This is a genomic window from Streptomyces sp. NPDC050842, assembly GCF_044456565.1.
Classification (GTDB): domain Bacteria; phylum Actinomycetota; class Actinomycetes; order Streptomycetales; family Streptomycetaceae; genus Streptomyces.
On the sequence record NZ_JBITGA010000008.1, the window covers coordinates 330,682 to 354,850 of the forward strand.

The following is a 24,169-nucleotide window of genomic DNA, read 5'->3' on the forward strand; positions in this document are numbered from 1 at the left end:
CGTGGACCCGCACCTCCTCCGTACGTACGTCACCGTCGCCCGCCTCGCCTCCTTCTCGGAGGCCGCGCGCGAGCTGGGCTACACCCAGTCCGCCGTCTCCCAGCACATCGCCGCCCTGGAGACCGACCTCGGGCTGCCCCTCCTCACCCGGCGGCCCGTCGCACCCACCCCCGCCGGGCAGCGGCTCCTCGAACACGCGGGGGCGCTGCTCCTCCGCCTCGACGCCGCCCGCGCCGACCTCGGCCGGTTCGCCGCCGCGCCCCGCACGACCCTGAGCGTCGCCGCCTCCCCGCTCGCCCTGCACCCCCGTACCCTCGCCGCCCTTCCCGCCACCGGGGTCACCCTGCGCGGCCTGCCCCGCGAGCGGGTGCCCGAGGCCGTCGCCACCGGCGAGGCCGACGCGGGACTCGTCGACGGGATCGCCGCCCCCAGCGACCCGCTGCGGCTGCCCGACGTCGCCCCGCTCTCCGCGACCGGCGTCGCCGAGGAGCCGCTCGCCGTCGTCCTGCCCGCGAGCCATCCCCTCGCCGGGCGCACCGGGCTCCGGCTCGACGACCTCGTGGACGCCCGCTGGCTCGACGCGCCCGCCGCCGGCGTCCCTCTCGGGCAGCTGCGGGCCGTCCACGCCGGTCCCGCCGGGCGGGGCTTCCGTACGGCCCTGCGCTACGAGGGCACCGACACCCGTACCCTCGCCGCCCTCGCCGCCGCCGGGCACGGCCTCGCGCTCCTGCCGCTCCCCGTGGCGGCCGGCGTCCCGGGGGCCACCGCCGTCCCGCTGGTCGCACCCCGGCTCGTCCACCGCACCGAACTCCTCCTCCCGGGTCCCGGCGGGGACGAATCCGGTGAACCCGCCGGTCCGGCGGCCGAGTTCGCACGACGTCTCAAGAGCTGACACACGCACTCGCTACCCTGTGCGCAACGGCGACGGGGCGACGGAAGGCGGGCTGACGTGGGCTGGCTGCGGCGAGGACCGAAGCGGGACGGCGAGGACGAGCCGAGGGATCCCGAGTTCGCGTACTTCTCGGAGCGGGAGGCCGCGCTCTTCCGCGGCCGGGTCCGCGCCACCTTCGCCGAGCTGGGCCTGGAGGTGTCGGTCTTCGCGGACCACGTCGTCGACGACAAGGGGCGCAGGTTCGGCCTCGGCAACCTCGCCGCCGTCTGCCACCAGGACCGCCGCGGCACCCGCGTCTGGGCTCAGCTGATCTACCGTCATGTCGAGCTGGTCGTGCGGGCGATGGAAGGTCCGTCCGCCCTGGAGACCCTCCGGCCGGAGCAGATCCGCGCCCAGCTCTACCCCCGCGTCGTCAGCGGCGACGGCATCGACGCCGGTGCCTTCGGCTACGCGAGGACCGTCGCCCCCGGGCTCTACGAGGTCCTCGCCCTCGACCTGCCGGAGAGCGTCATGATGCTCACCGACGAGGCGCTCGAACGGCTCGGCGACCACGCGCAGCTCCGCGACCGGGCGCTCCGCAATCTGCGCGGACTGCCCGTCGAGGAGCACGAGACCGTCCGCGACGCCGACGGCATGTGCTTCGAGATCATCCTCGGCGACTCCTTCTACACCGCGAGCCGCGTCCTCGACCTGGACGGCGTCGCCCAGCGCGTCACCGGCCTTCCGCTCGGCGAGCACGGCGCGCTCGTCGCCCTGCCCTTCCGCCACCAGCTCGCCTTCCATCCCATCCGGGACACCTCGATCATCCCGGCGCTCGGCGCGATGGCCTCCTTCGCCGCCTCCGGGTACGAGGACACGCCGGGCGCCATCAGCCCGTACGTCTTCTGGTGGCGCGGCGGCACGCTCACCCAGCTCAGCGAGCACGACGAGGAGCGCGGCGACCTGCGGATCGTCGTCGGCGACGACTTCCAGGATCTCCTTGAGCGACTCATCGCGCAGGGCCCGGACCGCCGCTGAGCGGTCGCGTCGGGGCCCGCCCGGGGGCAGGATGCTGTACGGCGCCGGCGCCGAGGGGCGCCCGCCGCTGCCGCCGCGCCCTCCACCGCCGCGCTCGCCACCGTCGCCGAGAAGGAGCACCCCATGCCGAGCACTCCCCCCGCATCCGTCGAAGAGGTCGTGCCCTTCACCGCGGACGACTACCGGGCCCGGATGACCCGGGCGGCCGAGTCCGCGGCGGACGCCGGGCTCGCGGGCGTGCTCGTCGCGCCCGGCCCCGACCTCGTCTACCTCACCGGCTACCAGCCGACCGCGATCACCGAGCGGCTCACCGTCCTCGTCCTCGCCGCCGGCCAGGAGCCGGTCCTCGTCGTCCCGACCCTGGAGGCGCCCGACGCCGAGAAGGCGACGGGGGCGGCGGCGCTCACGCTGCGCGACTGGACGGACGGCAAGGACCCGTACGCGGTCACCGCGCCGCTCTTGGACGTCGACGGCAGGTTCGGCGTCAGCGACAACGCCTGGGCCATGCACCTGCTCGGCCTCCAGCAGGCCCTGCCCGGCACGTCGTACGTCTCCCTCACCGAGGCCCTGCCGATGCTCCGCGGCGTCAAGGACGCGCACGAGCTCGCGCGGATCGCGGCAGCGGGAGCCGCCGCCGACCAGGCGTACGGCGAGATCCTCAAGGTCCGCTTCGCCGGCCGCAAGGAGACCGACGTCGCCGCCGACCTCGCCGCGCTCCTCATGCGCTTCGGCCACTCCCAGGTCGACTTCACCGTCGTCGGCTCCGGCCCCAACGGCGCCAACCCGCACCACGAGGCGGGCGACCGGACCATCGAACGCGGCGACATGGTCGTCCTCGACTTCGGCGGCCTCAAGCACGGCTACGGCTCCGACACCACCCGTACCGTCCACGTCGGGGAACCGACCGACGAGGAGCAGCGCGTCCACGACCTCGTCCGCGAGGCCCAGCAGGCCGGCTTCGAGGCGGTCCGCCCGGGAGCGGCCTGCCAGGAGGTCGACCGCGCGGCCCGCAAGGTCATCACGGACGCCGGCTACGGCGAGTACTTCATCCACCGCACGGGCCACGGCATCGGCGTCACGACGCACGAACCCCCGTACATGATCGAGGGCGAGGAGCTCCCGATCGTCCCCGGCATGTGCTTCTCGATCGAACCGGGCGTCTACCTCCCGGGCCGCTTCGGCGTCCGCATCGAGGACATCGTGACGGCGACGGAGGACGGCGCGGGCCACCGCTTCAACAGCACCCCGCACGAGATGGCGATCGTCGAGTAGGAGCCCGCCGCTCGGAGTCGGTGTCGTCAGCCGTCCGTCAGGACGATCGCCGACTCGCCCGGCAGACGCAGGACGCCGTCCGCGCCCGGGGCCTCGGCCGGGTCCCAGGCCGCGAGGACCCGGTCGCGGCCGTTCGAGCCGAGGGGGATCACCGCCGGCTCCTTGCCCATGTTGACCGCGACCCGCAGGTCGCCCCGGCGGAAGACCAGCCAGCGGGACTCCTCGTCGAAGGCGACCTTCACGCCCGCCAGGTCCGGGTCCGTCAGGTCCGGCAGGGTGCGGCGGAGGGCGATGAGCTGGCGGTGCCAGGCGAGGAGACGCTTGTGGGGGTCCCGTTCGCGCTCGGTGCGGTCGAGCACCGAGCGGTCGCGCGTGGCCGGGTCCTGCGGGTCGGGGACCTCGTGCTCGGACCAGCCGTGCTCCGCGAACTCCCGCCGCCTGCCCCGCCGTACGGCCTCCGCGAGCTCCGGGTCGGTGTGGTCGGTGAAGTACTGCCAGGGCGTGAGCGCCCCCCACTCCTCGCCCATGAAGAGCATGGGGACGGAGGGGCCGGTCAGGACGAGGGTCGCCGCGCAGGCGAGCAGGCCGGGGGAGAGGGAGGACGAAAGGCGGTCGCCCAGGGCCCTGTTGCCGATCTGATCGTGGTTCTGGGCGTACCCCAGGAAGCGGTGCGCGGGGGTGCGCTCCCGGTCCACCGGGCGGCCGTGGCGGCAGCCCCGGAACGTCGAGTACGTCCCGTCGTGGAAGAAAACGTGCGTGAGCGTCTTGGTGAGCGCCGCCATCGGGGCCCGCGCGAAGTCGCCGTAGTAGCCCTGGGATTCACCGGTCAGCGCCGTGTGCAGGGAGTGGTGGAAGTCGTCGTTCCACTGGGCGTGGACGCCGAGGCCGCCGAGCGTGCGCGGGGTCGTGGTGCGCGGGTCGGCGAGGTCGGACTCGGCGATCAGGAAGTGCTGGCGGCCCTGCTCCTTCGCCAACTCGTCGACAGCGGACGAGAGTTCTTCGAGGAAGGTCAGCGCCCGGGTGTCGGCGAGCGCGTGCACCGCGTCGAGCCGCAACCCGTCGATCCGGTAGTCCCGCAGCCACGCCAGCGCGCTCCCCAGGAAGTACGCCCGGACCTCGTCCGAACCCGGCGCGTCCAGGTTCACCGCCGCACCCCACGGTGTGTGGTGCGTGTCCGTGAAGTACGGGCCGAAGGACGGGAGATGGTTGCCGGACGGGCCGAGGTGGTTGTGGACGACGTCCAGGACCACGCCCATGCCGAGACCATGCGCGGCGTCCACGAACCGCTTGAGGGCCTCCGGGCCCCCGTACGGCTCGTGGACCGCCCACGGCGCCACCCCGTCGTACCCCCAGCCCCGCACCCCGGGGAACGAGCACAGCGGCATCAGCTCCACATGGGTGATGCCGAGGCCCGCGAGCTCCCCGAGGCGGGCGGTCGCCGCGTCGAGCGTGCCCTCGGGCGTGAAGGTGCCGACGTGCAGCTCGTACAGGACCGCGCTGCGCAGCCGCAGCCGCGGGGACTCGTGCCGCCAGGCGTACGAGGAGTGGTCGACGACCGCGCTGAGGCCCTCGGGGCCGTCGGGCAGCCGGCGGGAGCGCGGGTCCGGCAGGACGGGCCGGTGGTCGAGGGCGAAGCCGTACCGGTCGCCGTCCTCGGCGGGTACGACACCGGTCCACCAGCCGTCCCGTTCGGCGTCCCTCTCCAAGGGGTGGTTGGTGCCGTTCAGCGCCAGCATCACCCGGTTACGGGCGCTCGGCGCCCACACCTCGAAGAGCACGGGAATCCCCTCGTCGACGGACCAGCCACTCAACCACTGACTACCCCGTCCATCCTGGCAGTCAGGACCCCGACGCGCCCGGCGCGTCCCACACGTAGTTGATCGCGCGCTCGAAGTTGACGTAGCCCGCCCGGGCGAAGGACGCCGCCATCGGGACGTTCCCCAGGTCCGTCGCGGCCCTGATCCGGGGCACGTCCTGGGCGGCCAGGATCCGGGTGCCCTCCGCCAGGATGTCGTCGATGTAGCCGTGCCCGCGGTGGGCGGGCAGCACGCCGATGTAGGCGATGGTGTGGTGGTAGTTGTTCCGCGCGGGGATCACGAAGCCGACCGGCTCGCCGCTCTCCGGCAGCTGCGCGACCTGCCACCACTCCTGAGGCGAGGTGTAGTGCGCGAGCTCTTCGTCGTAGTGCAGCTCCGCCGCCTCCCGGGCCGAGAGCCCGGTCGCCAGGTCGGCCTGGCCGTGCGCGTCGAGCGTGCCCTCCATGACGGGCGTCATCAGCGCGATCAGGTCCTCGCGGTCCCGCACCGGCCGGAACTCCAGACGGCCCTTCGGCTCCGGTACGGGCGTGCCGGGCTGCCACTCCAGCCGGAAGCGCTCGACCAGCGGACGGGCGCCCGTCCGCTCCAGTACCGCGAACAGGGACTCCAGGACGGACCGGGTCTCCGGGACCTCGCGCCAGTCCGCCGGCATGAACCGGCCGAACTCGGGGCGCTGCGTGCCCGCCGGGACGACCGAGGCCATCGCGGTCTCCAGGAGCCGCAGGCCGACGTCCGCGCGCTCCTCCTCCGTCAGCTCCGGGGCGAGGTCGAAGAAGTCGAGCGCGAGCGGCTCGCCGCCCTCCTTGTTCGTCCACCAGGCGATCCGGCCGAGGAGCCGGTCGCCGTCCAGCGCCACCCACATCCACTCGGGGACGCGGCGGCGGGTGGCGAGGTCGTCGGCGAGCTCGTGGTCGAGCGAGTACGCGAGACGGAGGAACAGGTCCAGTTCCTCGGGCCCGGCGAGCGGACGTATGACGAGGTTCGCCACGCCGGCGGTCTGCGAAACGGCAGTGGTGGAAGCGGTGCGAGAAGAAGACGCGGTCACGTCGTGTTTCCCCCTGGGGATCTCTGGTGTGGAGACCGCAGACCGTAGCAGCGATCTTGTCAGGCCGGTACGGAGTTCCCAGGTCGGGGGCCCTTCTGGACACTTCGGGCCCGCCGGGCCGACAATCACAGGTGTGACGACCCCCTTCGAGCTTCCGGCGAACACCCCTCGGCTGACCGACGCCGAGCGGGACCGTGCGCTGGGGCTGCTCCGTGAGGGCGCCGCTCAGGGACGCCTCTCGCACGACACCTTCGTCTACCGGATGGAGCGCGCGCTCCAGGCCCGCCGGTCGGACGAGCTCGACCTGCTCGTCGCCGACCTGCGGACCGAGGGCACCTGGACCCGGCGGGTCGTCGGCGCGGTCGAGCGGATGTCGGCGTTCACGGTGCGGCTCGGGCGCGCCTGGCGCGCGGAGCGGCTGCCGAAGCTGCTGCTTCCGCTGCCCGGCCCGCACCCGCTGCGGATCGGGCGCGACCCGGTCAACGGCCTGCGGCTCAGCCACGAGACCGCGTCCCGGCTGCACGCCGAGCTCTCGCTGCAGAGCGGGATGTGGGTGCTGCGCGACCTCGGCTCGACGAACGGGACGACCGTCAACGGGCGCCGGGTCACCGGCGCGGTGGTCGTACGGCCCGGGGACGTGGTCGGCTTCGGCCAGATGACGTTCCGGCTCTCCCACGGCTGAATCGCCCACGGCTCGGCGTCACCCGTTCGGCGGTATGTGACGCGCCGTGCGGGCCGCCCGGTGATGGGGTGGGGAGACGCGTCGCGCCACGTTTCTCCGGCCGCGGCACCCACCGCCGATCGACAGGGGGCGCGATGAGCGACGAGCCGAACAGCGGCATACCGAACAGCGGCGTACCGAACAGCGGCGTACCGAACCGCGGCACACGGAACGACCGGCCCGAGGAGTCCGAGGACGCCTGGACGAGGCTGCCGTCCATGGCCGCGGGCGCGGTCTCCGCCGCGATCCCGACGGTGACGACCGGCACGACCCCCGCGCGGGGCGGCACCGCGGGCCGGGTACGGACCGTCGCCGACCCGACGGCCGCAGGTCCCATGGGTCCCGCCGGACTCGCCGAACCCTTCGCACCCACCGGCCGGACCGTCGCACCGAGCCCCCTGGACCCCGGCGCCACCCACGATCCGCACGCGATCCACCGGACCCTGCGCGATCAGTTCCCGCTCACGTACGACCCGCTGCTGCGCGCCTGGGTCCTCAGCCGGTACGCGGACGTCGCCGCCGCCCTCACCGACACCCGCTTCACCCACGGGCACCGACCGGGCGACCCACCCTGCGCCCAGGCTCATGTCGACGTCGACATGGCCGAGTTGAGGGACGTCACCGAACGCACGGCGTACGTCCTCGCCCGTCGCATCGCCGAACGCCCGCAGGCCGACCTCGTCGCCGACTTCTGCCACTGGCTGCCCGCCGGGACCGTCGCCGCCGCCGTCGGCGTGCCCTACCGCGACATGATGCGGCTCGTGCGCGGCCGGGCGGCCGGGGCGCTCGCCGGTGAGTGCGGCGGCCAGATCGCTGTACGGGAGAAGGCCCTCGCCTCCTTCCTCGGCAACGTCCTCGCCGACCCCGACCAGGTCGCCGCCCTCCGCGACGCCCCCGCCGGGCTCACCGCCCGCGCCTGGGCCGAGTCGCTGCGCCGCGACCCGCCCGTGCAGATCGCCGTACGCCGTACCCGCTCCGAGGTCCGGGTCAGCGGCGGCCTGATCCCGGCGGGCGCGTCCGTCGCCCTGCTCGTCGGCTCCGCCGGCCGGGACCCGGAGCGCTTCCGCGAGCCCGAGCGGTTCGACCCGTTCCGTGACGACCCGGGCCAGCTCACGTACGGCAGCGGCTTCTGCCCCGCCGTCCTGCTCGCGGGCCTGGAGGCCGAGTACGCCCTGCGCGCGCTCTTCACGGCGATGCCCCGGCTGCGCCTCGCCGACGGCTTCCGTCCCGCCGCCACCGGCCTCATCACCCGTGCCCCGCGCAGCCTGATCGTCCGCCCGGGCGGCTGATCCGGGGCTTGGACGAGTGGCCCGCCACCGCTGCTAGGGTGTCGTGCGCTCGTCAAAGAGCCCCTCTATCTTGCCACTTTCAACGGGGATTGAAACATGAAGATGCGTCATGTCCGCGCCATCGCTGTCGCCGCCGTCGCGGTCGTCGCCCTGACCGGAGCCCGCGGTTCCGGCGGCGGCGGCTGTGACAACAGCAGCAGCGGCAGCAGCGGCGGCTCCAGCAGCTCCGGCGGCAGCGACCACAACGACAACGGCAGCAGCTCCGGCGGCTCCCTGCCCGGCGGCTCCAGCGCCGACAAGGCGATCCGCGACGTGACGATCGACGAGTGCAAGTACGACCAGGCGACCAAGAAGCTCGTCGCCCGGATCACCGTCAAGAACGACGGCTCGATGGACTACGACTACAACGTCACCATGAAGTTCAAGGGCGCCGCGGGCGGCAGTGTCCTCCCGGCGACCGCGATCAAGGCCGGCATCGCGGTCGCGGCGGGCGCCTCCGCCAGCGCCGAGGTGTCCACCCCGTACATCGGAACCGGCGACGGCTCCGAGTACACCGAGTGCGAGGTCACGCGCGCCTCCCGCTTCTGATCGACCGAGCGCTCCCGGGTCCGCGGGAGCGCTCACGACGGGTCCGGCCGGACAGGCCCTAGCCGTCCAGCCGTGCGAGCAGTGCCACCGGGCGGTCCGCGAAGAGCTCCGCGAGCTTCAGCTCTGTCGCCGGGCCGCCGGTGAACTCCCGTACGCCGTCCAGGACATCGGCCCAGTGGCCGTCCGGAAGTACCAGCTCGGTGTCCTGCCAGCCGCCCGCCTCCGCGAGGCGCAGCGAGAGCCGGGTCACGGCGGTGATCACCTCACCGGAGCGGGCGAAGGCCAGGCAGTGCGCGGCGGCCGGGCCTTCGGCGGTCAGCGGGAGGTACGTGCCCGCGGCACCGAAGGCCTCCGGTCGCTCCCGTCGCAGCCGCAGCGCCGCCCGGACCAGGGCCGTCCGGTCGTCGTCCGGGCCGATCGCGAACGGGGCCCGGTTGTCCGGGTCGACGAGCGCCCGGTACTCCCGCTCCGTGTTCTGGTACAGCTCCGGCACCCCCGGCATCGTCAGCTGGACGAGCGCCGCGCCGAGCGCGTGGGCCCGGATGTGCGGCTCCAGCGCGAAGGCGGCCTCCGAGGCCGACCGCAGCGGGATCCGGCCGGGTCCCGCCGTCGTGAACTCGGTCACCGCCCGCTCGTACGCCGGGTCCGGCTCGGTCCAGCTGGTCCGAAGGCCCGCCTCCCGTACGGACTTGAGGACCGCGGGCCCGATCCGGTCCGCGTCCGGCGCGCCGAAACCGAAGGCCGTCTGCCAGGCCGTCCACGCGAGGTGCGGATCGGGTGCGGGCACCCCCGCGACCTCGGTCAGGAGCGCCGCCCACACGTCCGGGCACTGCGCGAGCACCGCGATCGCGGCCCGCACGTCCGCACTGCGCTTGGTGTCGTGCGTGGACAGCACGGTCCCGGTGGCCGGCCAGTCCCGGGCGATCCGCAGGCAGTACGCGTGGAACTCCTCGGCCGGCACCGCCGGACGCCCCGCGTCGCCGCCCACCTCGTTCGCCGAGAGCAGCGGCGTGTACCGGTAGAACGCCGTGTCCTCCACGGACTTGGCCCGCAGCGCCGAGGAGGTCTGCGCGAACCGGGCCCGGAACGCCCGGTGTTCCGGGCCGTCGCCCCGCGAGCCGAGCGCCAACTCCCGTACGAGATCGACGGCCGAGGCCTCCTCCGGCACGGCGAACGCGGCCTTCGCGCCCCGCGCCGCCGCCGGGGTCAGCACCTCCTCGCCGCCCGTCCGGTAGGTCCGGTAGACCGGCACCCGGACGAGCAGCTCACGGACCGCGGTCCGCAGTGCCCAGGGCGCGTGGTCCCGCAGCGCCGGGTCGGCCGCGCAGATCCGCTCCGCGATCCGGGTCAGCGCGGCCGTCTCGGCGGCCAGGTCGTGCGTCACCACCTCGTACGCGGCGCGCCGCGCGGTCGCCTCCCAATCGCCGCCCCGGTCCCCGGCGCACCGGGTGAACTCCCGGTACACGTCGGCCAGTTCGTCGGATCCGATCGGATCGGTGAGGACCCCTTCGATCTGCCGCAGCGCGTCGTAGCCGGTGGTGCCCGCGACGGGCCAGGCGGCGGGCAGGGTCTCCGCCCCCGTGAGGATCTTCTCCACCACCGTCCAGCAGCGCCCGCCGGTCGCCGCCGCCAGGTCCTCCAGGTACCCCTGCGGGTCCGCGAGCCCGTCCGGGTGGTCGATGCGCAGTCCCTCGACCACGCCGTCCGCCACCAGCTCCACGATCTTCGCGTGGGTCGCCGCGAACACCTCGGGGTCCTCCACCCGCACCCCGATGAGCTCCGAAATGGTGAAGAAGCGACGGTAGTTGAGCTCGGTGCGGGCCAGCCTCCACCAGCCGAGCCGGTACCACTGGGCGTCGAGCAGCTCGTCGAGCGGCAGCCCCTCCGTACCGGCCCGGAGCGGGAACTCCTGGTCGTCGAGGTGCAGCGCCCCGCCCGAGACCCGCAGCCGGTCCCGTACCTCGGGAAGCCGCGCGGGCAGCACCGGCAGCAGCAGCCGGCCGTCCCCGGCGTGCCGGTCGACGTCGAACCAGCGGGCGTACGGCGAGTCCGGGCCCTCGCGGAGCACCGACCGCAGCGCGTGGTTGTGCCGGGGGGAGGCCGCCATGTGGTTGGGGACCAGATCCACGACGAGGCCGAGACCGTGGGTCCGCGCGGTCGCCGCGAGGGCCCGCAGCCCCTCCTCGCCGCCCAGCTCGGCCCGTACGGACCGGTGGTCGGTGACGTCGTAGCCGTGGGTCGAGCCGGGCACCGCCTCCAGGACGGGGGAGAGGTGGAGGTGCGAGACCCCGAGCCCGGCGAGGTACGGCACGGCCCTCTCGGCTGCGGCGAACGGGAAATCCGGCTGGAGCTGGAGCCGGTAGGTGGCGGTCGGGAGGGCGGAACCGGTCGGCGAGGAGGAGGGGCCCGTGCGGGAGGAAAAGGGCGGGAGGGAGGTCATGCGAACGTACGTACCCCGCGCGAGGGCTTCTGTGTCATCGCCCCATGCACCCGTTCGAGTGCATCGCGTTACGTTCCAGTGATGCTCCGGATGTATCGCGACACGTTCTCGCTGCTCGGGCCGGTCCTGCCGGTCGTCTCCTTCCTCGGCCGGCTGCCCACCGCCATGTGTCAGCTCGGCAGCCTGCTCCTGGTCGCCGAGACCAGCGGTTCGCTCGCCACGGCCGGCCTCGCGGGCGGCGCGCTCGCGGCCGGACAGACCGTCGCCGGACCCGTCATCGGCCGCCTCGCCGACCGGCACGGCCAGCGCGGCGTCGTCCTCGCCGCCTCCTTCGCCAACGCGGTCGCCGTCACCGCCCTCGTCCTCGCCGCGCTCGCCCACGCGGCCACCGGCTGGCTGATGCTGCTCGGCGCGCTCGCCGGGGCCACCGTCCCCCAGATCGGGCCGCTCGCCCGGACCCGCTCGGTGGCCCTCGCCCGCCGCTCCGGCGCCGATGACCGGCTCGTCGGAGCGGTGCTCTCCTTCGAGGGCACCCTCGACGAGGTGTCCTTCGTCCTCGGCCCGGCCTTCGTCGGCCTCGCCGCCGCCCTCGCCCACCCCGCCGCCGCGCTCCTCGTGGCCGCGCTCCTGCTCGTCGTCTGCGGCTCCGCCTTCGCCCTGCACCCCACAGCACGTACGGCCCTCGGCACGGCCACCCGTACGGACGCGGCCGAGCGGGCGCGGCTGCCCCGGTCCGCGTACGCGCTGCGCGGCACGATGGTCCTCCAGGGCGCGATGTTCGGCGCCTCCCAGGCCGGCATCACCGCGCTCACCGAGGAGCTCGGCGCGCCCGCCCAGGCGGGGCTCGTCTACGCGGCGATGGGCGTGATGAGCGCCGCCGTCGGCCTCTCCCTCGCCGCCCTGCCCGCCCGCATCGGGCTCGCCACCCGCTGGCGCGCCGCCACCGCCGGGCTCGTCGTCCTCTCCGTGCCGCTGCTCTTCGTCGGCTCCCTCGGCGCGCTGTACGCGGTCGTGGTCGTCCTCGGTGCCGCCTACGCCCCGCACCTGATCACGGTCTTCGGGCTCACCGAGCGGACCGTGCCGGCCGCCCGGCTCGCCGAGTCCATGGCCTTCCTCACCAGCGGGATCGTCGGCGGCCAGGCCCTCGCCCTCGCCGTCTCGGGGCGCCTCGCCGAGGGCCACGGCGCCCCCGCCGCCTTCGCGGTGGCGGTGGGGGCGGCCGTGGCCTGCGCGCTGCTCTCCTGGACGGTGCGGGTGACGACTCCCGTACGGGAGGTCAGGCCGGCCGTCGCAGCACGGTCAGACTGAGCGGCGCGAGCGACACCCGCTCGCCACCCGCCAGCTCCGGCCCCTCCTGCGGCGGCATGCCCTCCGGGTCGGAGGTGTCCACGACCATCCGCCAGTACCGGCCGTGGCTGTCCGGCACCACGAACTCCAGCTCCTTCGCCGAGGCGTTGAACATCAGCAGGAAGGAGTCGTCGGCGATCCGCTCGCCCTGCGTCCCCGGTTCCGAGATGGCGTTGCCGTTGAGGAAGACCGTCAACGCCTGGGCGTGCGCGGCCTGCCAGTCCCTCGACGTCATCTCCTCGCCCTCGGGGGTGAACCACGCGATGTCGGTGAGCTCGTCGTGGGTGCCCTCCACCGGCCGCCCGTGGAAGAAGCGGCGCCGCCGGAAGACCGGATGCTCCCGCCGCAGCCGCACCATCGACCGGGTGAAGCGCAGGAGCGTGGCCTCCGCCTCGCTGTCCGCCTTCGGCCACCGCACCCAGGACACCTCGTTGTCCTGGCAGTACGCGTTGTTGTTGCCGCCCTGCGTCCGCCCGAACTCGTCGCCGTGACTCAGCATCGGCACACCCTGCGAAAGCATCAGCGTGGCGAGGAAGTTGCGCATCTGGCGGGCGCGCAGCTCGGTGATCCCGACGTCCTCGGTGTCGCCCTCCTCGCCGCAGTTCCACGAGCGGTTGTAGCTCTCGCCGTCCCGGTTGCCCTCGCCGTTCGCCTCGTTGCGCTTCTCGTTGTACGAGACGAGGTCCCGCAGCGTGAAACCGTCGTGGCAGGTCACGAAGTTGACCGAGGCGAGCGGGCGGCGCCCGTCGTCCTGGTAGAGGTCGGACGAGCCCGTCAGGCGGGAGGCGAACTCGGCGAGCGTACGGGGCTCGCCCCGCCACAGGTCCCGCACGCAGTCCCGGTACTTGCCGTTCCACTCGGTCCACAGCGGCGGGAAGTTGCCCACCTGATAGCCGCCCTCGCCCACGTCCCACGGCTCGGCGATCAGCTTCACCTGGCTCACCACCGGGTCCTGCTGCACGAGGTCGAAGAACGAGGACAGCCGGTCCACCTCGTGGAACTGCCGGGCCAGGGTGGCCGCCAGGTCGAAGCGGAAACCGTCCACGTGCATCTCGGTCACCCAGTACCGCAGGCTGTCCATGATCATCTGGAGGACGTGCGGGGAGCGCATGAGCAGCGAGTTCCCGGTGCCCGTCGTGTCCGTGTAGTACCGGGGGTCGTTCGAGAGCCGGTAGTACGAGGGGTTGTCCAGGCCCCGGAAGGAGAGCGTCGGGCCCAGGTGGTTGCCCTCGGCGGTGTGGTTGTAGACCACGTCGAGGATGACCTCGATGCCCGCCTGGTGCAGCGCCCGGACCGCCGACTTGAACTCCAGGACCTGCTGGCCCCGGTCGCCCCAGGACGCGTAGGCGTTGTGCGGGGCGAAGAAGCCGATCGTGTTGTAGCCCCAGTAGTTCGACAGACCCGCGTCCACGAGCCGGTGGTCGTTCACGAACTGGTGAACGGGCATCAGTTCCAGCGCGGTGACGCCGAGTTTCTTCAGGTGACCGATCACCGCCGGGTGGGCGAGCCCCGCGTACGTACCGCGCAGCTCCTCCGGAAGGTCCGGGTGGAGCATCGTCAGGCCCTTCACATGGGCCTCGTAGATGACGGTGTGGTGGTACTCGGTGCGCGGGCGCCGGTCGTCGCCCCAGTCGAAGTACGGATTGACCACGACCGAGGTCATCGTGTCCGGGGCGGAGTCGAGCTCGTTGCGCGCGTCCGGCCGCCCGAACGGGTAGCCGTACACCGCCTCGCCCCACTTGACCTGCCCGGACACCGCCCGCGCGTAGGGATCGAGAAGCAGCTTGGCGGCGTTGCAGCGGAGCCCGTGCTCGGGGGCGTACGGGCCGTGGACCCGGAACCCGTACCGCTGGCCGGGCATCACGCCCGGCAGGTAGGCGTGCCGGACGAAAGCGTCCGTCTCGCGCAGCTCCACCGCCGTCTCCGAGCCGTCGTCGTGGATCAGACACAGCTCGATCCTGTGGGCGGCCTCCGAGAAGACCGCGAAGTTGGTTCCCGCTCCGTCATAGGTGGCGCCCAGGGGATACGCCCGTCCCGGCCAGACTTGCATGGATACGACTCGTCCTCTTCTGTCCGGGTTCAGGTCATGTTCTTCGGCCAGATCCTGCCCGAAAGAGGCGCAACCTCCTAGGACTTCGCCCCGTCCTACCGGGTGACCGCACATCAAGAGGGGGAAAGAGGGGGAAGTGTGTACGAAATAGCGCGCCGCCACCTGGGGAAGGTGGTGGCCGGAGCGGCCATGGCGGTGACGGGAACCGCCGTCGCGGTCGCGATCAGCCTCCCGGGCACAGCAGGAGCCGACGACACGCCGGGCGGCCGGGGGGCGGCGGTGGGGGCCAACGGTTCGGCGGCAGGATCAGGCGCCTCGGGGTCGGCGGGTTCCGCCGGTTCGGCCGGTGCGACAGGCCAGGGGGAGACCGGCCAGGGGCAGGCCGGACAGGGAGAGGCCGGCGCGCAGGCGGCCGGCGCCGCGCCGCCGCCGGCGACCGTCGCCCCGGCCGCGGCCGAGGGGGAGAAGGGCATCGGCTCCGACCCGCTCACCGACGACGAGCTCGCGCGGGCCGAGCAGCTGGCGCTGACCCCGCCGGCCGCCGCCGCCCAGCAGAACGTCGAGGGAGGGCGGGGCCCGCAGCACCTGGGCACCCTGCTCGCCGACCCGCTGCCCGGGGACGGCACGCGCCGCGCCGAGGTCCGGTTCTACGACTACGCGAAGGACGAGCTCGTCACCCGGACCGTCAACCTCGGCACGGGCAAGGTCGAGAGGTCCGCGGCGCAGCGCGGGGTCCAGCCGTCCGCCCACCCCGAGGAGCTGCGCGAGGCCCTGGAGCTGATCCTCGCGAGCCCGCTCGGCAAGGGCGTCAAGGAGGACTACAAGGACGCCACGGGCAAGCAGCTCACCTCCACCGGGCAACTGTGGTTCAACGGCGACGTCTACCGCCCCTACCGCGAGGCGAACGTGCCCGCGCAGCTCGCCGACTGCGGCGAGCACCGGTGCGTCCGCCTCGTCACCAAGGTCCTCAACGGGGCCTGGATCAACACCCGGAACCTCATCGTCGACCTCTCCGCGAGGACCGTCACGCGCGTCGGCTGACCACCGCCGCACTCGGTTTCCGCGTTCCCAGACATCTCCGTACGAGGGAGTACGTTCCCATGTCCACCCAGCGCACCACGCGCACCCGCCGGAGGGGCGCCGTCCTGACCGCGGCCGTCCTGCTCGGCACCGCTTCGGCCGCCGCGGGACCCGCGACCGCCGCGCCCCGCCCGCCGTCCCCGCCGCTGCCGACGTCCGCACCGCGCCCGCCGGTCCAGCCCGTCTGCTCGGCCGCGTACCGCATCACGCAGAAGCTCGAAGGCGGGGCCGTCTGGAACATGTGCTGGCGTTACAACACCGACGCCGGACTCACGCTCGACCGCGTCACCTACCAGCCGCCCGGCGGCGCGCCCATCAAGGTCCTCACCAGCGCCCGGCTCGCCCAGATCCACGTGCCGTACGACGACGGCGCCGCCGAGTACGACGACCTCACCGGCGCCGGCTTCGGCTGGGGCCTGCAGAACCTCAAGCCCGCCGAGTGCCCCGGCGGCACCATCTCCACCATCAAGGTGCCCGAGGTCGGCCAGGTCAAGGGCCTGTGCACCACGACCAGGGCGCGCGGCCACGCGTACCGCATGGCCGCCGACGGCGCCGGCGGCCAGGTGTACCAGGTGCAGGGCAAGGACCTGCTCGTCTACACCGTGAACAAGGTCGGCTGGTACGAGTACATCTCCGAGTGGCGCTTCTCCGCCGACGGCACCATCGGCGCCAACGTCGGGGCCACCGGCAGCCTTTCGCCCGTCGACTACAACGCCACCGACGGCCGCGGCTGGCCCATCGGCAAGGGCGCCCGCGCCTACGCCACCAGCCACGCCCACAACGTCTTCTGGAAGCTCGACTTCGGCCTCGACGGCTCCACCAAGGACCGCGTCGAGCAGTTCGACTCCACCGTCACCGCGCCGCCCGCCAACGGCGGCGGACCGACCGTGAAGACGAAGCGCACCGTCGTCACCAAGGAGCTCGCGGGCGACGCGAAGAACATGCGCTGGTGGCGGGTGGTCAGCGGCACCGGCAAGAACGCCGACGGCCACGCCCGCTCGTACGAGATCGTGCCCGGCCACACGAACACCCACGCCGGCCGCGGCTTCACCAAGCACGACGTGTACTTCACCCAGTCACGGGCATGCGAGCAGTTCGCGAGCAACAACATCGGGAACTGCGGGACCAACGCCGGGGACAGCGTGGACAAATGGGTCAACGGTGAGACTCTGACCAAACCGTCCGTGTGGGTCAACATCGGGTTCCACCACGTCGCCCGGGACGAGGACCAGCAGCCGATGCCGGTCCACTGGCAGGGCTTCCAGCTCGCGCCCCGGGACGTAACCGCTATGAATCCGCTCACTCCGTCCGATCTCGCCTCGCAGAACGGGCAGCCCGATCTGGGGAGTTGAGCAAGCAGCCTGGCGATCCTGCTGCACCGCCTCCCGCTCGCGGAGTACCCTTCCTTGATCGTTGTCGGATTGGTCGAAACGGGCTTCCAGGAGCAGAAGGCGGTGCGCGGGTGAGCTCGGGAGGTCTGGAGCTGCCCCCAGGCGACGCGGGTCGCGAGGGGGGCCCGGCCGGCCCCGCCGAGGCGCCGCCCGGAGCGGTCGTCCCGCCCGGCGCGGCGGTCCCGCCGGGGACGGTCGTCCCGCCCGGTACGGTCTCCGTCGCCCGGCCGGTGGAGATCGGGGCGGAACTCGACTGGGGCGCCGAGGCCTGGGGCGAGGTGCGCACCCGCGCGCAGCGCGCCGGGCGCGCCTACATCTGGCTGAACCTGGTCGAGCAGCGGCTGCGGGCCGTGGTCGCGGCCGTCCTGCGGCCCGTGTACGAACCCGTGCACGGCGAGGAGTGGGTCGTGGCCGCGGCCGGTCCCGCCGGCCAGGAGTGGGTGCAGCGGGCCGTCGCCGTGCGCGAGGTGTCGCGCCGCAAGGGCTATCTGCTCGACCCGGCCGACGACAACGTGCTGAGCTTCCTCACGCTGCCGCAGCTGCGCGAGCTGATGGTGCAGCACTGGCCCTGCTTCGAGCCCTACTTCGACGACCGGCGCGAGGTCGAACTGGCCCTGGACGAGCTGGAGGTCACGCGCAATGTCGTCTCCCGCAACCGGGCGCTCTCGCTGACCGTGCTCGCCCAGTCCGAGCGGGCGTCGGCGCGGCTCCTGGAGATCCTCGGCAGCGGGGCCGGGGTGCCGTCCGCCGACCGGCTGCCCGTGGACGCGGTCGAGGACCTCGTCGGCGACCGGTACGCGGACGTGGTCTCCGTCCATCCCGACCGGGTCCGCCTCCAGCGCCAGCTGCCCGCGGAGGACCTCTTCGGCGGGGCCCGCCGGCTCGACGCCACCGGCATAGGCCTGAATCTGCTCGTGCAGAACTTCTCCGGGCGCCGCATGGTCCGGCTCGCCGAGTCCGGCTGCCGGACGCGGCTGCTCTTCCTCAACCCGGCGAGCAGCGCCGTCAAGCGGCGCGAGCGGGAACTCGGCCTCAAGAAGGGCGAGCTCAGCCGCTCGGTCGAGATGAACATCCTGCACATGCGCCGGGTGCGGTCGAAACTGCGCGACCCGGGGGCCTTCCAGATCCACGTCTTCGACGAGACGCCCCGCTTCACCGCGTACCTGGTGGACGGCGACGGCCCTGACGGGGTGGGCGTCGTGCAGTCCTATCTGCGCAAGGCCCGCGGCATGGAGGCCCCGGTCCTGGTCCTGCGCGGCGGCGGCCGGAGCGTGGTGCGCCACGGCCAGCGGGGCGGCGACGGCGAACACGGACTATTCGAGACATATCGGGAGGAATTCGAGTCGGTGTGGCTCGACTCCCGGCCGGTCTCCTGACCGGTCGTCGAGCACCGCCCAGGGGCGTTGTCAGTGGTGCGTGCGAGGGTGGTCACCACCACGGGGGAGATCACGTAAGGAGGACCCGATGGCCTGGCACGGCGACACGCTGGTCGGCTTCGACCTGGAGACGACCGGCACCGATCCGCTGGAGGCCCGTATCGTCACGGCCTCGATCATCGAAGTCGACGGCGGGGGAGACGTCGTACGACGACAGGACTGGCTCGCCGACCCGGGCATCCGCATCCCGGAGCAGGCTTCCGCGATCCACGGAATCAGCACCGAGCGCGCGGCGGCCGAGGGCCGGCCGGTGCGCGAGGTCGCCGACGAGATCGCGAGGACCCTCGCGGCGTACTGGGAGGACGGCGTCCCGATCGTCGCGTACAACGCCTCGTTCGACCTCACGCTCCTCTCCGCCGAGCTGCGCCGCCACGGGCTGCCCTCGCTGAGCGAGCGGCTCGGCGGCGTCGACATCGGCCCGGTCGTCGACCCGTACACCATCGACCGGGCCGTCGACCGCTACCGGCGCGGCAAGCGGACCCTGGAAGCCGTCTGCGGCGAGTACGGCGTCGTCCTCGAAGCCGCCCACCAGGCCGCGGCCGACGCACTCGCCGCCGTCCGCGTCGCCGTCGCGATAGCCGAGCGGCACCGCCAGGTCGCCGAGCTGGACCCGGCCGAGCTCCACGAGCGCCAGATCGCCTGGTACCGCGTCTGGGCCGAGGACTTCCAGGCCTTCCTGCGCCGCAAGGGCGAGACGGAAGCGGTCATCGAGTCCACCTGGCCCCTGCGCCCGGTGGTCGTGACGGCCGGCTAGAAGTCCTCCTCGGCTAGGAGTTCTCCTTGAAGAAGGAGAGCAGCAGCTCGTTCACCTTCTCCGGCTGGTCCAGCTGGAGCCAGTGACCCGCCTCCTCCACGCGCTCGTAGCGCCACGGCCCGGCGACGTACTCGCTCGTGCCCGACATCGAGCGCTCGGTGAGGAAGCGGTCGCCCTTCGACCAGACGCCCATCACCGGGATCGACTCCGCCAGCGGCGGTAGTACAGGGTCGGGGCCGAACAGGACCTCGGGCGGCAGGCCCGCGCGGTAGATGTTCAGCGCGGCCGTCAGCGCGCCCGGCGCGCGCAGCGGTTCGAGGACGGTCTCCGCGTCCGGGTGCTCACCGAGCATCTCCCGGAAGTTGGCGTAGTCGTCCCGCGCGAGCCAGTCCTCGGCCACCCCGGCCAGCTGGAACAGCACCATGTACCAGGACAGCTGCCGCTGCTCCCAGCCCGCCGCCCGGATCGCACCCAGATGCCCCACCGACAGCAGGCTCAGGCTCCGCACCCGGTCCGGCGCGACCTGCGCGAGCGCCTGGGCGATGCCCGAGCCCCAGTCGTGGCCGACCAGATGGACCCGGTCGAGCTCCAGCCGGGCGAGCAGTTCGACGAGGTCGCGGACGTGCTTGCCCAGGTGGTACGCCTCCGGGCCGCCCTCGGGCCGGTCCGAGGCGCCGAAGCCCCGCAGGGTGGGAGCGACGCAGGAGAAGCCGGCCGCGGTCAGCGCCGGGACCTGATGGCGCCAGAGGTCATGGCTGTCGGGGAAGCCGTGCACCAGGAGGACGGCCGGGCCCTCGCCGCTCACCTGGACGTCGAGCGTCACCTCGGACAGTTCCACACGCATCGCAACACCCCGTTCGGCAAAGGGATCCGGGCCGGTCGCCCGGCCCGGACATGATGTCAGAACGGGTACCAGCGGACCTCCGGGTCGCCGTCCCGCAGCGAGCGCACCCGCCGCTCGAATTCGGCCAGTGCCTTCGGGTTCGCCGGCGCGTGCTGGGCCACCCACGCGCAGCTCGCGGTCTCCCGCGCGCCCCGCAGCACGGCGCACCCCTCCCACTCCCGGACGTCCCAGCCGTACGCCTCGGTGAAGGCGTCGTAGGCCGCCGGGTCCAGGCCGTAGCGGTCCCGGGAGAGGGCGAGCACCACGAGGTCGTGCTCGCGCAGATCGGAGGAGAACGTCTCCAGGTCCATCAGGACCGGGCCGTCCGGGCCGACGAGCACGTTCCGCGGGAGGGCGTCGCCGTGGATCGGGCCCGGCGTCAGACGCGGGGCGAGTGCGGCGGCCGCCGGGGCGAAGGCGTCGCGCCGCTCCCGGAGGAAGTCCGCGTCCGCCGGGTCGATCGCCTCGCCCGCGAGCCGCAGCCACCGCTCGACGCCGCCGAGCAGCTCACGCCGCGGAAGCGTGAAGCCCCGCGGCTCGGGCAGGGCGTGCACGGCCCGCAGCAGCGGGGCCAGATCGCGGGGCTCGGCGGGCCGGACCGGATCGGGCAGCCGGTGCCAGAAGGAGACCGGGTGCCCGTCGACGAGCCGCGGCTTCTCCTCGGCGGCCCGCGGAGCCGGGACCCCCGCCTCGGCGAGCCAGCCGGACAGCGCCACCTCCCGCTCGGCCCGCTCGAACACCTCGGCGTCCCTGCCGACCTTCACCGCCAGGTCGCCCACGGCGAAGACCGCGTTCTCCCCGAGCGCGAGCAGCCGCGCCTCCGCTACCGGCAGCCCCGCCGCGGCCAGGATCTCCCTCGCCCGCGCCTCGTCCATCGACCTCTCCCTACCTGTGCGTTTGAGCCAAAGTCTCGCATCCACCCCCTGAGCCGCCGCGCAGGCCGTCTTGACGGCCTCACGACCCGTCAGCACCATGACGGGGTTCCCACCGGCGCGGCACCGGCAGACGGGGGTCGGATCGATGAGCTCGGCGACCGCGACGAAGCGGCCGGGCGGGACGCGGACACCGCGGACCGTCCGCCCGTCACGCCCCCGGGGGCCCGACTTCGGCGCCTGGTTCCTGGTGCTCCCGGCGCTCCTGCCGATCCTCGTCCTCAGCGTCGGCCCGCTGCTCTACGGGATCGCGCTCGCCTTCACCGACGCCCAGTCCGGCCGCAGCCAGGCCACCCGCTGGGTGGGCACCCTCAACTTCCAGGACCTGCTCCACGACACCCTCTTCTGGGACTCCTTCCGCATCGGCCTGGTCTGGGCCGTCGGGGTGACCGTCCCTCAGTTCCTCCTGGCCCTCGGCCTCGCCCTCCTGCTCAACCAGAAGCTCCGCTTCCGCTGGCTGGCGCGGGCGCTCGCGATCGTCCCCTGGGCGATGCCCGAGGTCGTCGTCGGCATCATGTGGCGGCTCGTCTACAACCCCGACGCGGGCATCCTCAACGAGACCCTCCGCGACCTCGGCCTCGGCCAGGGCCAGGACTGGCTCTCCGGACTCGCCACCGCTCTTCCCGCCGTCATCGTCGTCGGCGTCTGGGCCGGCATGCCGCAGACCACCGTCGCCCTCCTCGCCGGACTCCAGAACACGCCGCGCGAACTCCACGAGGCCGCCGCCCTCGACGGCGCCGGCGCCTGGCGCCGCTTCCGCACCGTCACCTGGCCCGCGCTGAGACCCGTGGCCCTCGCCATCACCGCGCTCAACCTCATCTGGAACTTCAACTCCTTCGCCCTGGTCTACGTCCTGACCAACGGCGGACCGGGCGGCCGGACCCGGCTCCCCATGCTCTTCGCCTACGAGGAGGCCTTCCGTTACGGCCAGTTCGGCTACGCCGCCGCGATGGGCTGCGTGATGGTCGCCGCCGTCTCGGTGCTGATCGCCCTCTCCCTCGTACGCCGGCTGAAAGGGGACCAGGACCGGTGAGCGCCCTCCGGACGAGCAGACCCGCGCGGATCGGCCAGTACCTCGCCCTCCTCGCCTACCTGGTCTTCCTCGCCTTCCCCTTCCTCTGGCTGATCTCCACCGCCTTCAAGCCCGCCCCCGAGCTGGCCTCGCTCCACCCCACCTGGATCCCGGAGCAGCCGACCCTCGCCAACTTCCGGCAGGCCTTCGCCGAGCAGCCGCTGCTCAGGGCGGCCGGTAACAGCCTGTTCGCCGCGCTCGCCGCGGCCCTGATCGCGGTCGTCGTCGCCACCCCGCTCGCCTACGTGACCGCCCGCCATCGGGGCCGGCTCGCCACGGCGGCCACCGGCTGGGTCGTGATCAGCCAGGCCTTCCCCTTCGTCCTGGTGATCATCCCGCTCTTCCTGATCCTCAAGAACCTGCACCTGATCAACAGCGTCCTCGGCCTCGTCATGGTCTACGTGGTGTGGTCGCTGCCCTTCGCCCTCTGGATGCTCATGGGGTACGTGAAGGCCGTCCCGGCCGAACTGGAGGAGGCCGCGGCCGTCGACGGCGCCGGCCGGCTCCGCACCCTCGTCTCCGTCACCGCCCCGCTGCTCGTCCCCGGCATCGTCGCCACCGCCCTCTTCGCCTTCGTCACCGCCTGGAACGAGTTCTTCTTCGCGCTCGTCCTGCTCAAGACCCCCGAGAAGCAGACCCTGCCGGTCGTCCTCACCCACTTCCTCGGCGCCGAGGGCGTCGCCGACCTCGGCCCGTTGGCCGCCGCGGCCTTCCTCGCCACCCTCCCCTCGCTCGTCGTCTTCGCGGTCCTCCAACGCCGGATCGCCGGAGGCATGCTGGCCGGGGCGGTGAAGTGATGGGACGACGGCTCGTCACCCTCACCGCCGCGCTCGCCCTCCTCCTCACCGGCTGCGCCGGCGGCGACGAGCGCCATGACGACGGCGTCGTACGACTCCGCTTCCAGTCCCTGGCCTGGCAGAAGGAGTCCGTCGACGCCAACAAGCAGCTCGTCGCGGAGTGGAACGCCGCCCACCCCGACGTCCAGGTCGACTACGTCCAGGGCAGCTGGGACTCCGTCCACGACCAGCTCCTCACCTCCTTCGAGGGCGGCGAGGCGCCCGACATCATCCACGACGCCGCCGACGACCTCGGCGACTTCGCCCACGGCGGCGACCTCGCCGATCTGCGCCCGCTGCTGTCCGAGCGGCTGCGCGCCGACATCCCCGCCCGCAGCTGGCGGACCACCACCTTCGGCGACGGGATCTACGGAGTCCCCTTCCTCCAGGAACCCCGCGTGATCATCGCCAACCGGAAGATCCTGGAGTCCTCCGGCGTCCGCGTCCCCACCCCCGAGAAGCCCTGGACCTGGACCGAGTTCCGGCAGATCGCCCGGGACCTCACCACCTTCATGGGACCCGACCGGTACGCGGTCGCCTGGCCGCTCAAGGAGCCCGTCTCCGTCAGCCTCAACCTCGGCGTCTCGGCCGGCGGCAGCCTCTTCCACCGGGGCGCGGACAGCCGGATCACCGTCGACTTCACCGAGGCCGACGCCGTCGTCACCGGCACCATCCACGACCAGGTCGTCGTCGACCGCACCGCCCCGCGCACCACGCTCGGCAGCGGCGGCTCCGACACCCTGCCCGGCTTCTTCGCCGGCAAGTACGCCATGGTCCCGCTGGGCTTCGCCTACCGGCAGCAGATCGCCCAGCAGGCCCCCAAGGGCTTCGAGTGGACGGTGCTGCCCGCCCCCGCCGGAAGCGAGGGCCTCGCCCAGGGCGTCTCCCCGCAGACCCTGTCGATCGCCGAGGACAGCCCGTACAAGAAGGAGGCGATGGAGTTCCTCGACTTCTTCCTGCGGCCGGAGAGCATGGTGCGGCTCGCCCGCGGCGACTGGATGCTGCCCACCGGCACGGCCGCGCTCGCCGACCCCTCCCTGCACACCGCCCGGGACGGCTGGGCGACCGGTGCCGAGGTCGCCGAGCGGCTTCGGCCCGCCCCCGCGCAGGCCGTGCGCGGATATCCGGAATGGAAGGACAAGGTGGCGACCCCGGCCTTCCAGGAGTACTACAGCGGAGCCATCGACGCCGCCGAGCTGCGTCGACGGCTGGTGGAGGACGGCAACCGGGTCCTCGCCCGCTATTACCGCAAATGATGGATTCGTCATTACGAAACCTTGTTGAATAAGTCACAGATGGGTGAAGGG

The 24,169-nt window shown here is 73.1% G+C and carries 20 protein-coding genes; 14 read left to right on the plus strand and 6 right to left on the minus strand.

Annotation, left to right across the window (positions count from 1 at the left end; translation table 11 throughout):
• Position 1 precedes the first annotated feature (1 nt).
• The 3 genes from ACIBG6_RS27575 (at position 2) to ACIBG6_RS27585 (ending at position 3,181) form a co-directional block, all read left to right on the plus strand.
• Entirely contained in the window at positions 2-892 is an 891-nt protein-coding gene (locus tag ACIBG6_RS27575) for a LysR family transcriptional regulator (RefSeq protein ID WP_399225305.1), read from the plus strand.
• 57 nt (positions 893-949) lie between these two features.
• On the plus strand, positions 950-1,909 hold the full coding sequence (locus ACIBG6_RS27580) for a hypothetical protein (protein ID WP_399225306.1): 960 nt from the start codon (positions 950-952) through the stop codon (positions 1,907-1,909).
• A gap of 123 nt (positions 1,910-2,032) precedes the next feature.
• The gene (locus ACIBG6_RS27585) at positions 2,033-3,181 is read left to right on the plus strand and encodes an aminopeptidase P family protein (RefSeq protein ID WP_399225307.1); all 1,149 of its coding nucleotides are present in this window, start codon (positions 2,033-2,035) and stop codon (positions 3,179-3,181) included.
• Between the two features lie 26 nt (positions 3,182-3,207).
• On the opposite strand, the gene treZ is transcribed toward ACIBG6_RS27585, so the two are convergent.
• Positions 3,208-4,959, minus strand: a complete 1,752-nt coding sequence (gene treZ / locus ACIBG6_RS27590) for a malto-oligosyltrehalose trehalohydrolase (protein WP_399225308.1) — start codon at positions 4,957-4,959, stop codon at positions 3,208-3,210.
• 61 nt (positions 4,960-5,020) lie between these two features.
• A complete protein-coding gene (locus ACIBG6_RS27595) occupies positions 5,021-5,986 on the minus strand; it encodes a GNAT family N-acetyltransferase (RefSeq protein ID WP_399225309.1) in 966 nt (321 codons plus the stop codon).
• A gap of 190 nt (positions 5,987-6,176) precedes the next feature.
• Here ACIBG6_RS27595 and ACIBG6_RS27600 point away from each other — a divergent pair, with 190 nt between their 5' ends.
• From ACIBG6_RS27600 to ACIBG6_RS27610, 3 genes are all read left to right on the plus strand, one after another.
• On the plus strand, positions 6,177-6,725 hold the full coding sequence (locus ACIBG6_RS27600; RefSeq protein ID WP_399225310.1) for an FHA domain-containing protein: 549 nt from the start codon (positions 6,177-6,179) through the stop codon (positions 6,723-6,725).
• Between the two features lie 134 nt (positions 6,726-6,859).
• The gene (locus tag ACIBG6_RS27605) at positions 6,860-8,053 is read left to right on the plus strand and encodes a cytochrome P450 (RefSeq protein ID WP_399225311.1); all 1,194 of its coding nucleotides are present in this window, start codon (positions 6,860-6,862) and stop codon (positions 8,051-8,053) included.
• Positions 8,054-8,149: 96 nt separating this feature from the next.
• On the plus strand, positions 8,150-8,641 hold the full coding sequence (locus tag ACIBG6_RS27610; RefSeq protein WP_399225313.1) for a hypothetical protein: 492 nt from the start codon (positions 8,150-8,152) through the stop codon (positions 8,639-8,641).
• Positions 8,642-8,699: 58 nt separating this feature from the next.
• Here ACIBG6_RS27610 and treY read toward each other — a convergent pair whose 3' ends face one another.
• A complete protein-coding gene (treY, locus tag ACIBG6_RS27615) occupies positions 8,700-11,081 on the minus strand; it encodes a malto-oligosyltrehalose synthase (protein ID WP_399225315.1) in 2,382 nt (793 codons plus the stop codon).
• A gap of 90 nt (positions 11,082-11,171) precedes the next feature.
• Between treY and ACIBG6_RS27620 the strand changes: the two genes are divergently transcribed.
• Entirely contained in the window at positions 11,172-12,389 is a 1,218-nt protein-coding gene (locus ACIBG6_RS27620; RefSeq protein ID WP_399225401.1) for an MFS transporter, read from the plus strand.
• Here the strand turns inward: ACIBG6_RS27620 and glgX are convergent.
• Entirely contained in the window at positions 12,358-14,478 is a 2,121-nt protein-coding gene (gene glgX, locus ACIBG6_RS27625) for a glycogen debranching protein GlgX (protein ID WP_399225316.1), read from the minus strand. The two genes, ACIBG6_RS27620 and glgX, sit on opposite strands and share 32 nt — an antisense overlap.
• A 138-nt stretch (positions 14,479-14,616) precedes the next feature.
• Between glgX and ACIBG6_RS27630 the strand changes: the two genes are divergently transcribed.
• The 4 genes from ACIBG6_RS27630 to ACIBG6_RS27645 all read left to right on the plus strand — a co-directional run bounded on the left by ACIBG6_RS27630 (position 14,617) and on the right by ACIBG6_RS27645 (position 19,139).
• Complete coding sequence (locus tag ACIBG6_RS27630; RefSeq protein WP_399225317.1) at positions 14,617-15,519, plus strand: Tat pathway signal sequence domain protein; 903 nt, start codon at positions 14,617-14,619, stop codon at positions 15,517-15,519.
• A gap of 59 nt (positions 15,520-15,578) precedes the next feature.
• On the plus strand, positions 15,579-16,910 hold the full coding sequence (locus ACIBG6_RS27635; RefSeq protein WP_399225318.1) for a copper amine oxidase: 1,332 nt from the start codon (positions 15,579-15,581) through the stop codon (positions 16,908-16,910).
• Between the two features lie 110 nt (positions 16,911-17,020).
• Positions 17,021-18,325, plus strand: coding sequence for an SAV2148 family HEPN domain-containing protein (locus ACIBG6_RS27640; protein WP_399225319.1), 1,305 nt, complete (start codon positions 17,021-17,023; stop codon positions 18,323-18,325).
• Between the two features lie 88 nt (positions 18,326-18,413).
• Positions 18,414-19,139, plus strand: coding sequence for a 3'-5' exonuclease (locus ACIBG6_RS27645; RefSeq protein ID WP_399225320.1), 726 nt, complete (start codon positions 18,414-18,416; stop codon positions 19,137-19,139).
• A 13-nt stretch (positions 19,140-19,152) separates the two neighbouring features.
• Here ACIBG6_RS27645 and ACIBG6_RS27650 read toward each other — a convergent pair whose 3' ends face one another.
• Together ACIBG6_RS27650 and ACIBG6_RS27655 are read right to left on the minus strand one after the other, a co-directional pair.
• Complete coding sequence (locus ACIBG6_RS27650) at positions 19,153-19,983, minus strand: alpha/beta fold hydrolase (RefSeq protein WP_399225321.1); 831 nt, start codon at positions 19,981-19,983, stop codon at positions 19,153-19,155.
• Between the two features lie 56 nt (positions 19,984-20,039).
• Entirely contained in the window at positions 20,040-20,897 is an 858-nt protein-coding gene (locus ACIBG6_RS27655) for a phosphotransferase enzyme family protein (protein WP_399225322.1), read from the minus strand.
• 145 nt (positions 20,898-21,042) lie between these two features.
• On the opposite strand from ACIBG6_RS27655, the gene ACIBG6_RS27660 reads away from it, so the two are divergent.
• Genes ACIBG6_RS27660 through ACIBG6_RS27670 form a run of 3 tightly spaced genes read left to right on the plus strand, consistent with a single transcriptional unit; the run spans position 21,043 to position 24,118 of the window.
• Entirely contained in the window at positions 21,043-21,987 is a 945-nt protein-coding gene (locus ACIBG6_RS27660) for a carbohydrate ABC transporter permease (protein ID WP_399225323.1), read from the plus strand.
• Positions 21,984-22,823 carry a carbohydrate ABC transporter permease gene (locus ACIBG6_RS27665; RefSeq protein ID WP_399225324.1) on the plus strand — a complete coding sequence of 280 codons (840 nt, stop codon included), beginning with the start codon at positions 21,984-21,986 and terminating at the stop codon, positions 22,821-22,823. Before ACIBG6_RS27660 ends, ACIBG6_RS27665 begins: the two co-directional genes overlap by 4 nt.
• On the plus strand, positions 22,823-24,118 hold the full coding sequence (locus ACIBG6_RS27670; protein WP_399225325.1) for an ABC transporter substrate-binding protein: 1,296 nt from the start codon (positions 22,823-22,825) through the stop codon (positions 24,116-24,118). The genes ACIBG6_RS27665 and ACIBG6_RS27670 overlap by 1 nt, the downstream gene beginning before the upstream one ends.
• The last annotated feature ends 51 nt before the right edge of the window (positions 24,119-24,169 follow it).

Excerpts from the sequence above, each read along its gene's own strand:
- ACIBG6_RS27585 (WP_399225307.1), top strand. The coding sequence starts at position 2,033 with ATGCCGAGCACTCCCCCCGCATCCGTCGAAGAGGTCGTGCCCTTCACC.
- ACIBG6_RS27605 (WP_399225311.1), top strand. The coding sequence starts at position 6,860 with ATGAGCGACGAGCCGAACAGCGGCATACCGAACAGCGGCGTACCGAAC.
- ACIBG6_RS27610 (WP_399225313.1), top strand. The coding sequence starts at position 8,150 with ATGAAGATGCGTCATGTCCGCGCCATCGCTGTCGCCGCCGTCGCGGTC.
- treY (WP_399225315.1), bottom strand. The coding sequence starts at position 11,081 with ATGACCTCCCTCCCGCCCTTTTCCTCCCGCACGGGCCCCTCCTCCTCG.
- ACIBG6_RS27620 (WP_399225401.1), top strand. The coding sequence starts at position 11,172 with ATGTATCGCGACACGTTCTCGCTGCTCGGGCCGGTCCTGCCGGTCGTC.
- glgX (WP_399225316.1), bottom strand. The coding sequence starts at position 14,478 with ATGCAAGTCTGGCCGGGACGGGCGTATCCCCTGGGCGCCACCTATGAC.
- ACIBG6_RS27635 (WP_399225318.1), top strand. The coding sequence starts at position 15,579 with ATGTCCACCCAGCGCACCACGCGCACCCGCCGGAGGGGCGCCGTCCTG.
- ACIBG6_RS27645 (WP_399225320.1), top strand. The coding sequence starts at position 18,414 with ATGGCCTGGCACGGCGACACGCTGGTCGGCTTCGACCTGGAGACGACC.
- ACIBG6_RS27650 (WP_399225321.1), bottom strand. The coding sequence starts at position 19,983 with ATGCGTGTGGAACTGTCCGAGGTGACGCTCGACGTCCAGGTGAGCGGC.
- ACIBG6_RS27655 (WP_399225322.1), bottom strand. The coding sequence starts at position 20,897 with ATGGACGAGGCGCGGGCGAGGGAGATCCTGGCCGCGGCGGGGCTGCCG.
- ACIBG6_RS27660 (WP_399225323.1), top strand. The coding sequence starts at position 21,043 with ATGAGCTCGGCGACCGCGACGAAGCGGCCGGGCGGGACGCGGACACCG.
- ACIBG6_RS27670 (WP_399225325.1), top strand. The coding sequence starts at position 22,823 with ATGGGACGACGGCTCGTCACCCTCACCGCCGCGCTCGCCCTCCTCCTC.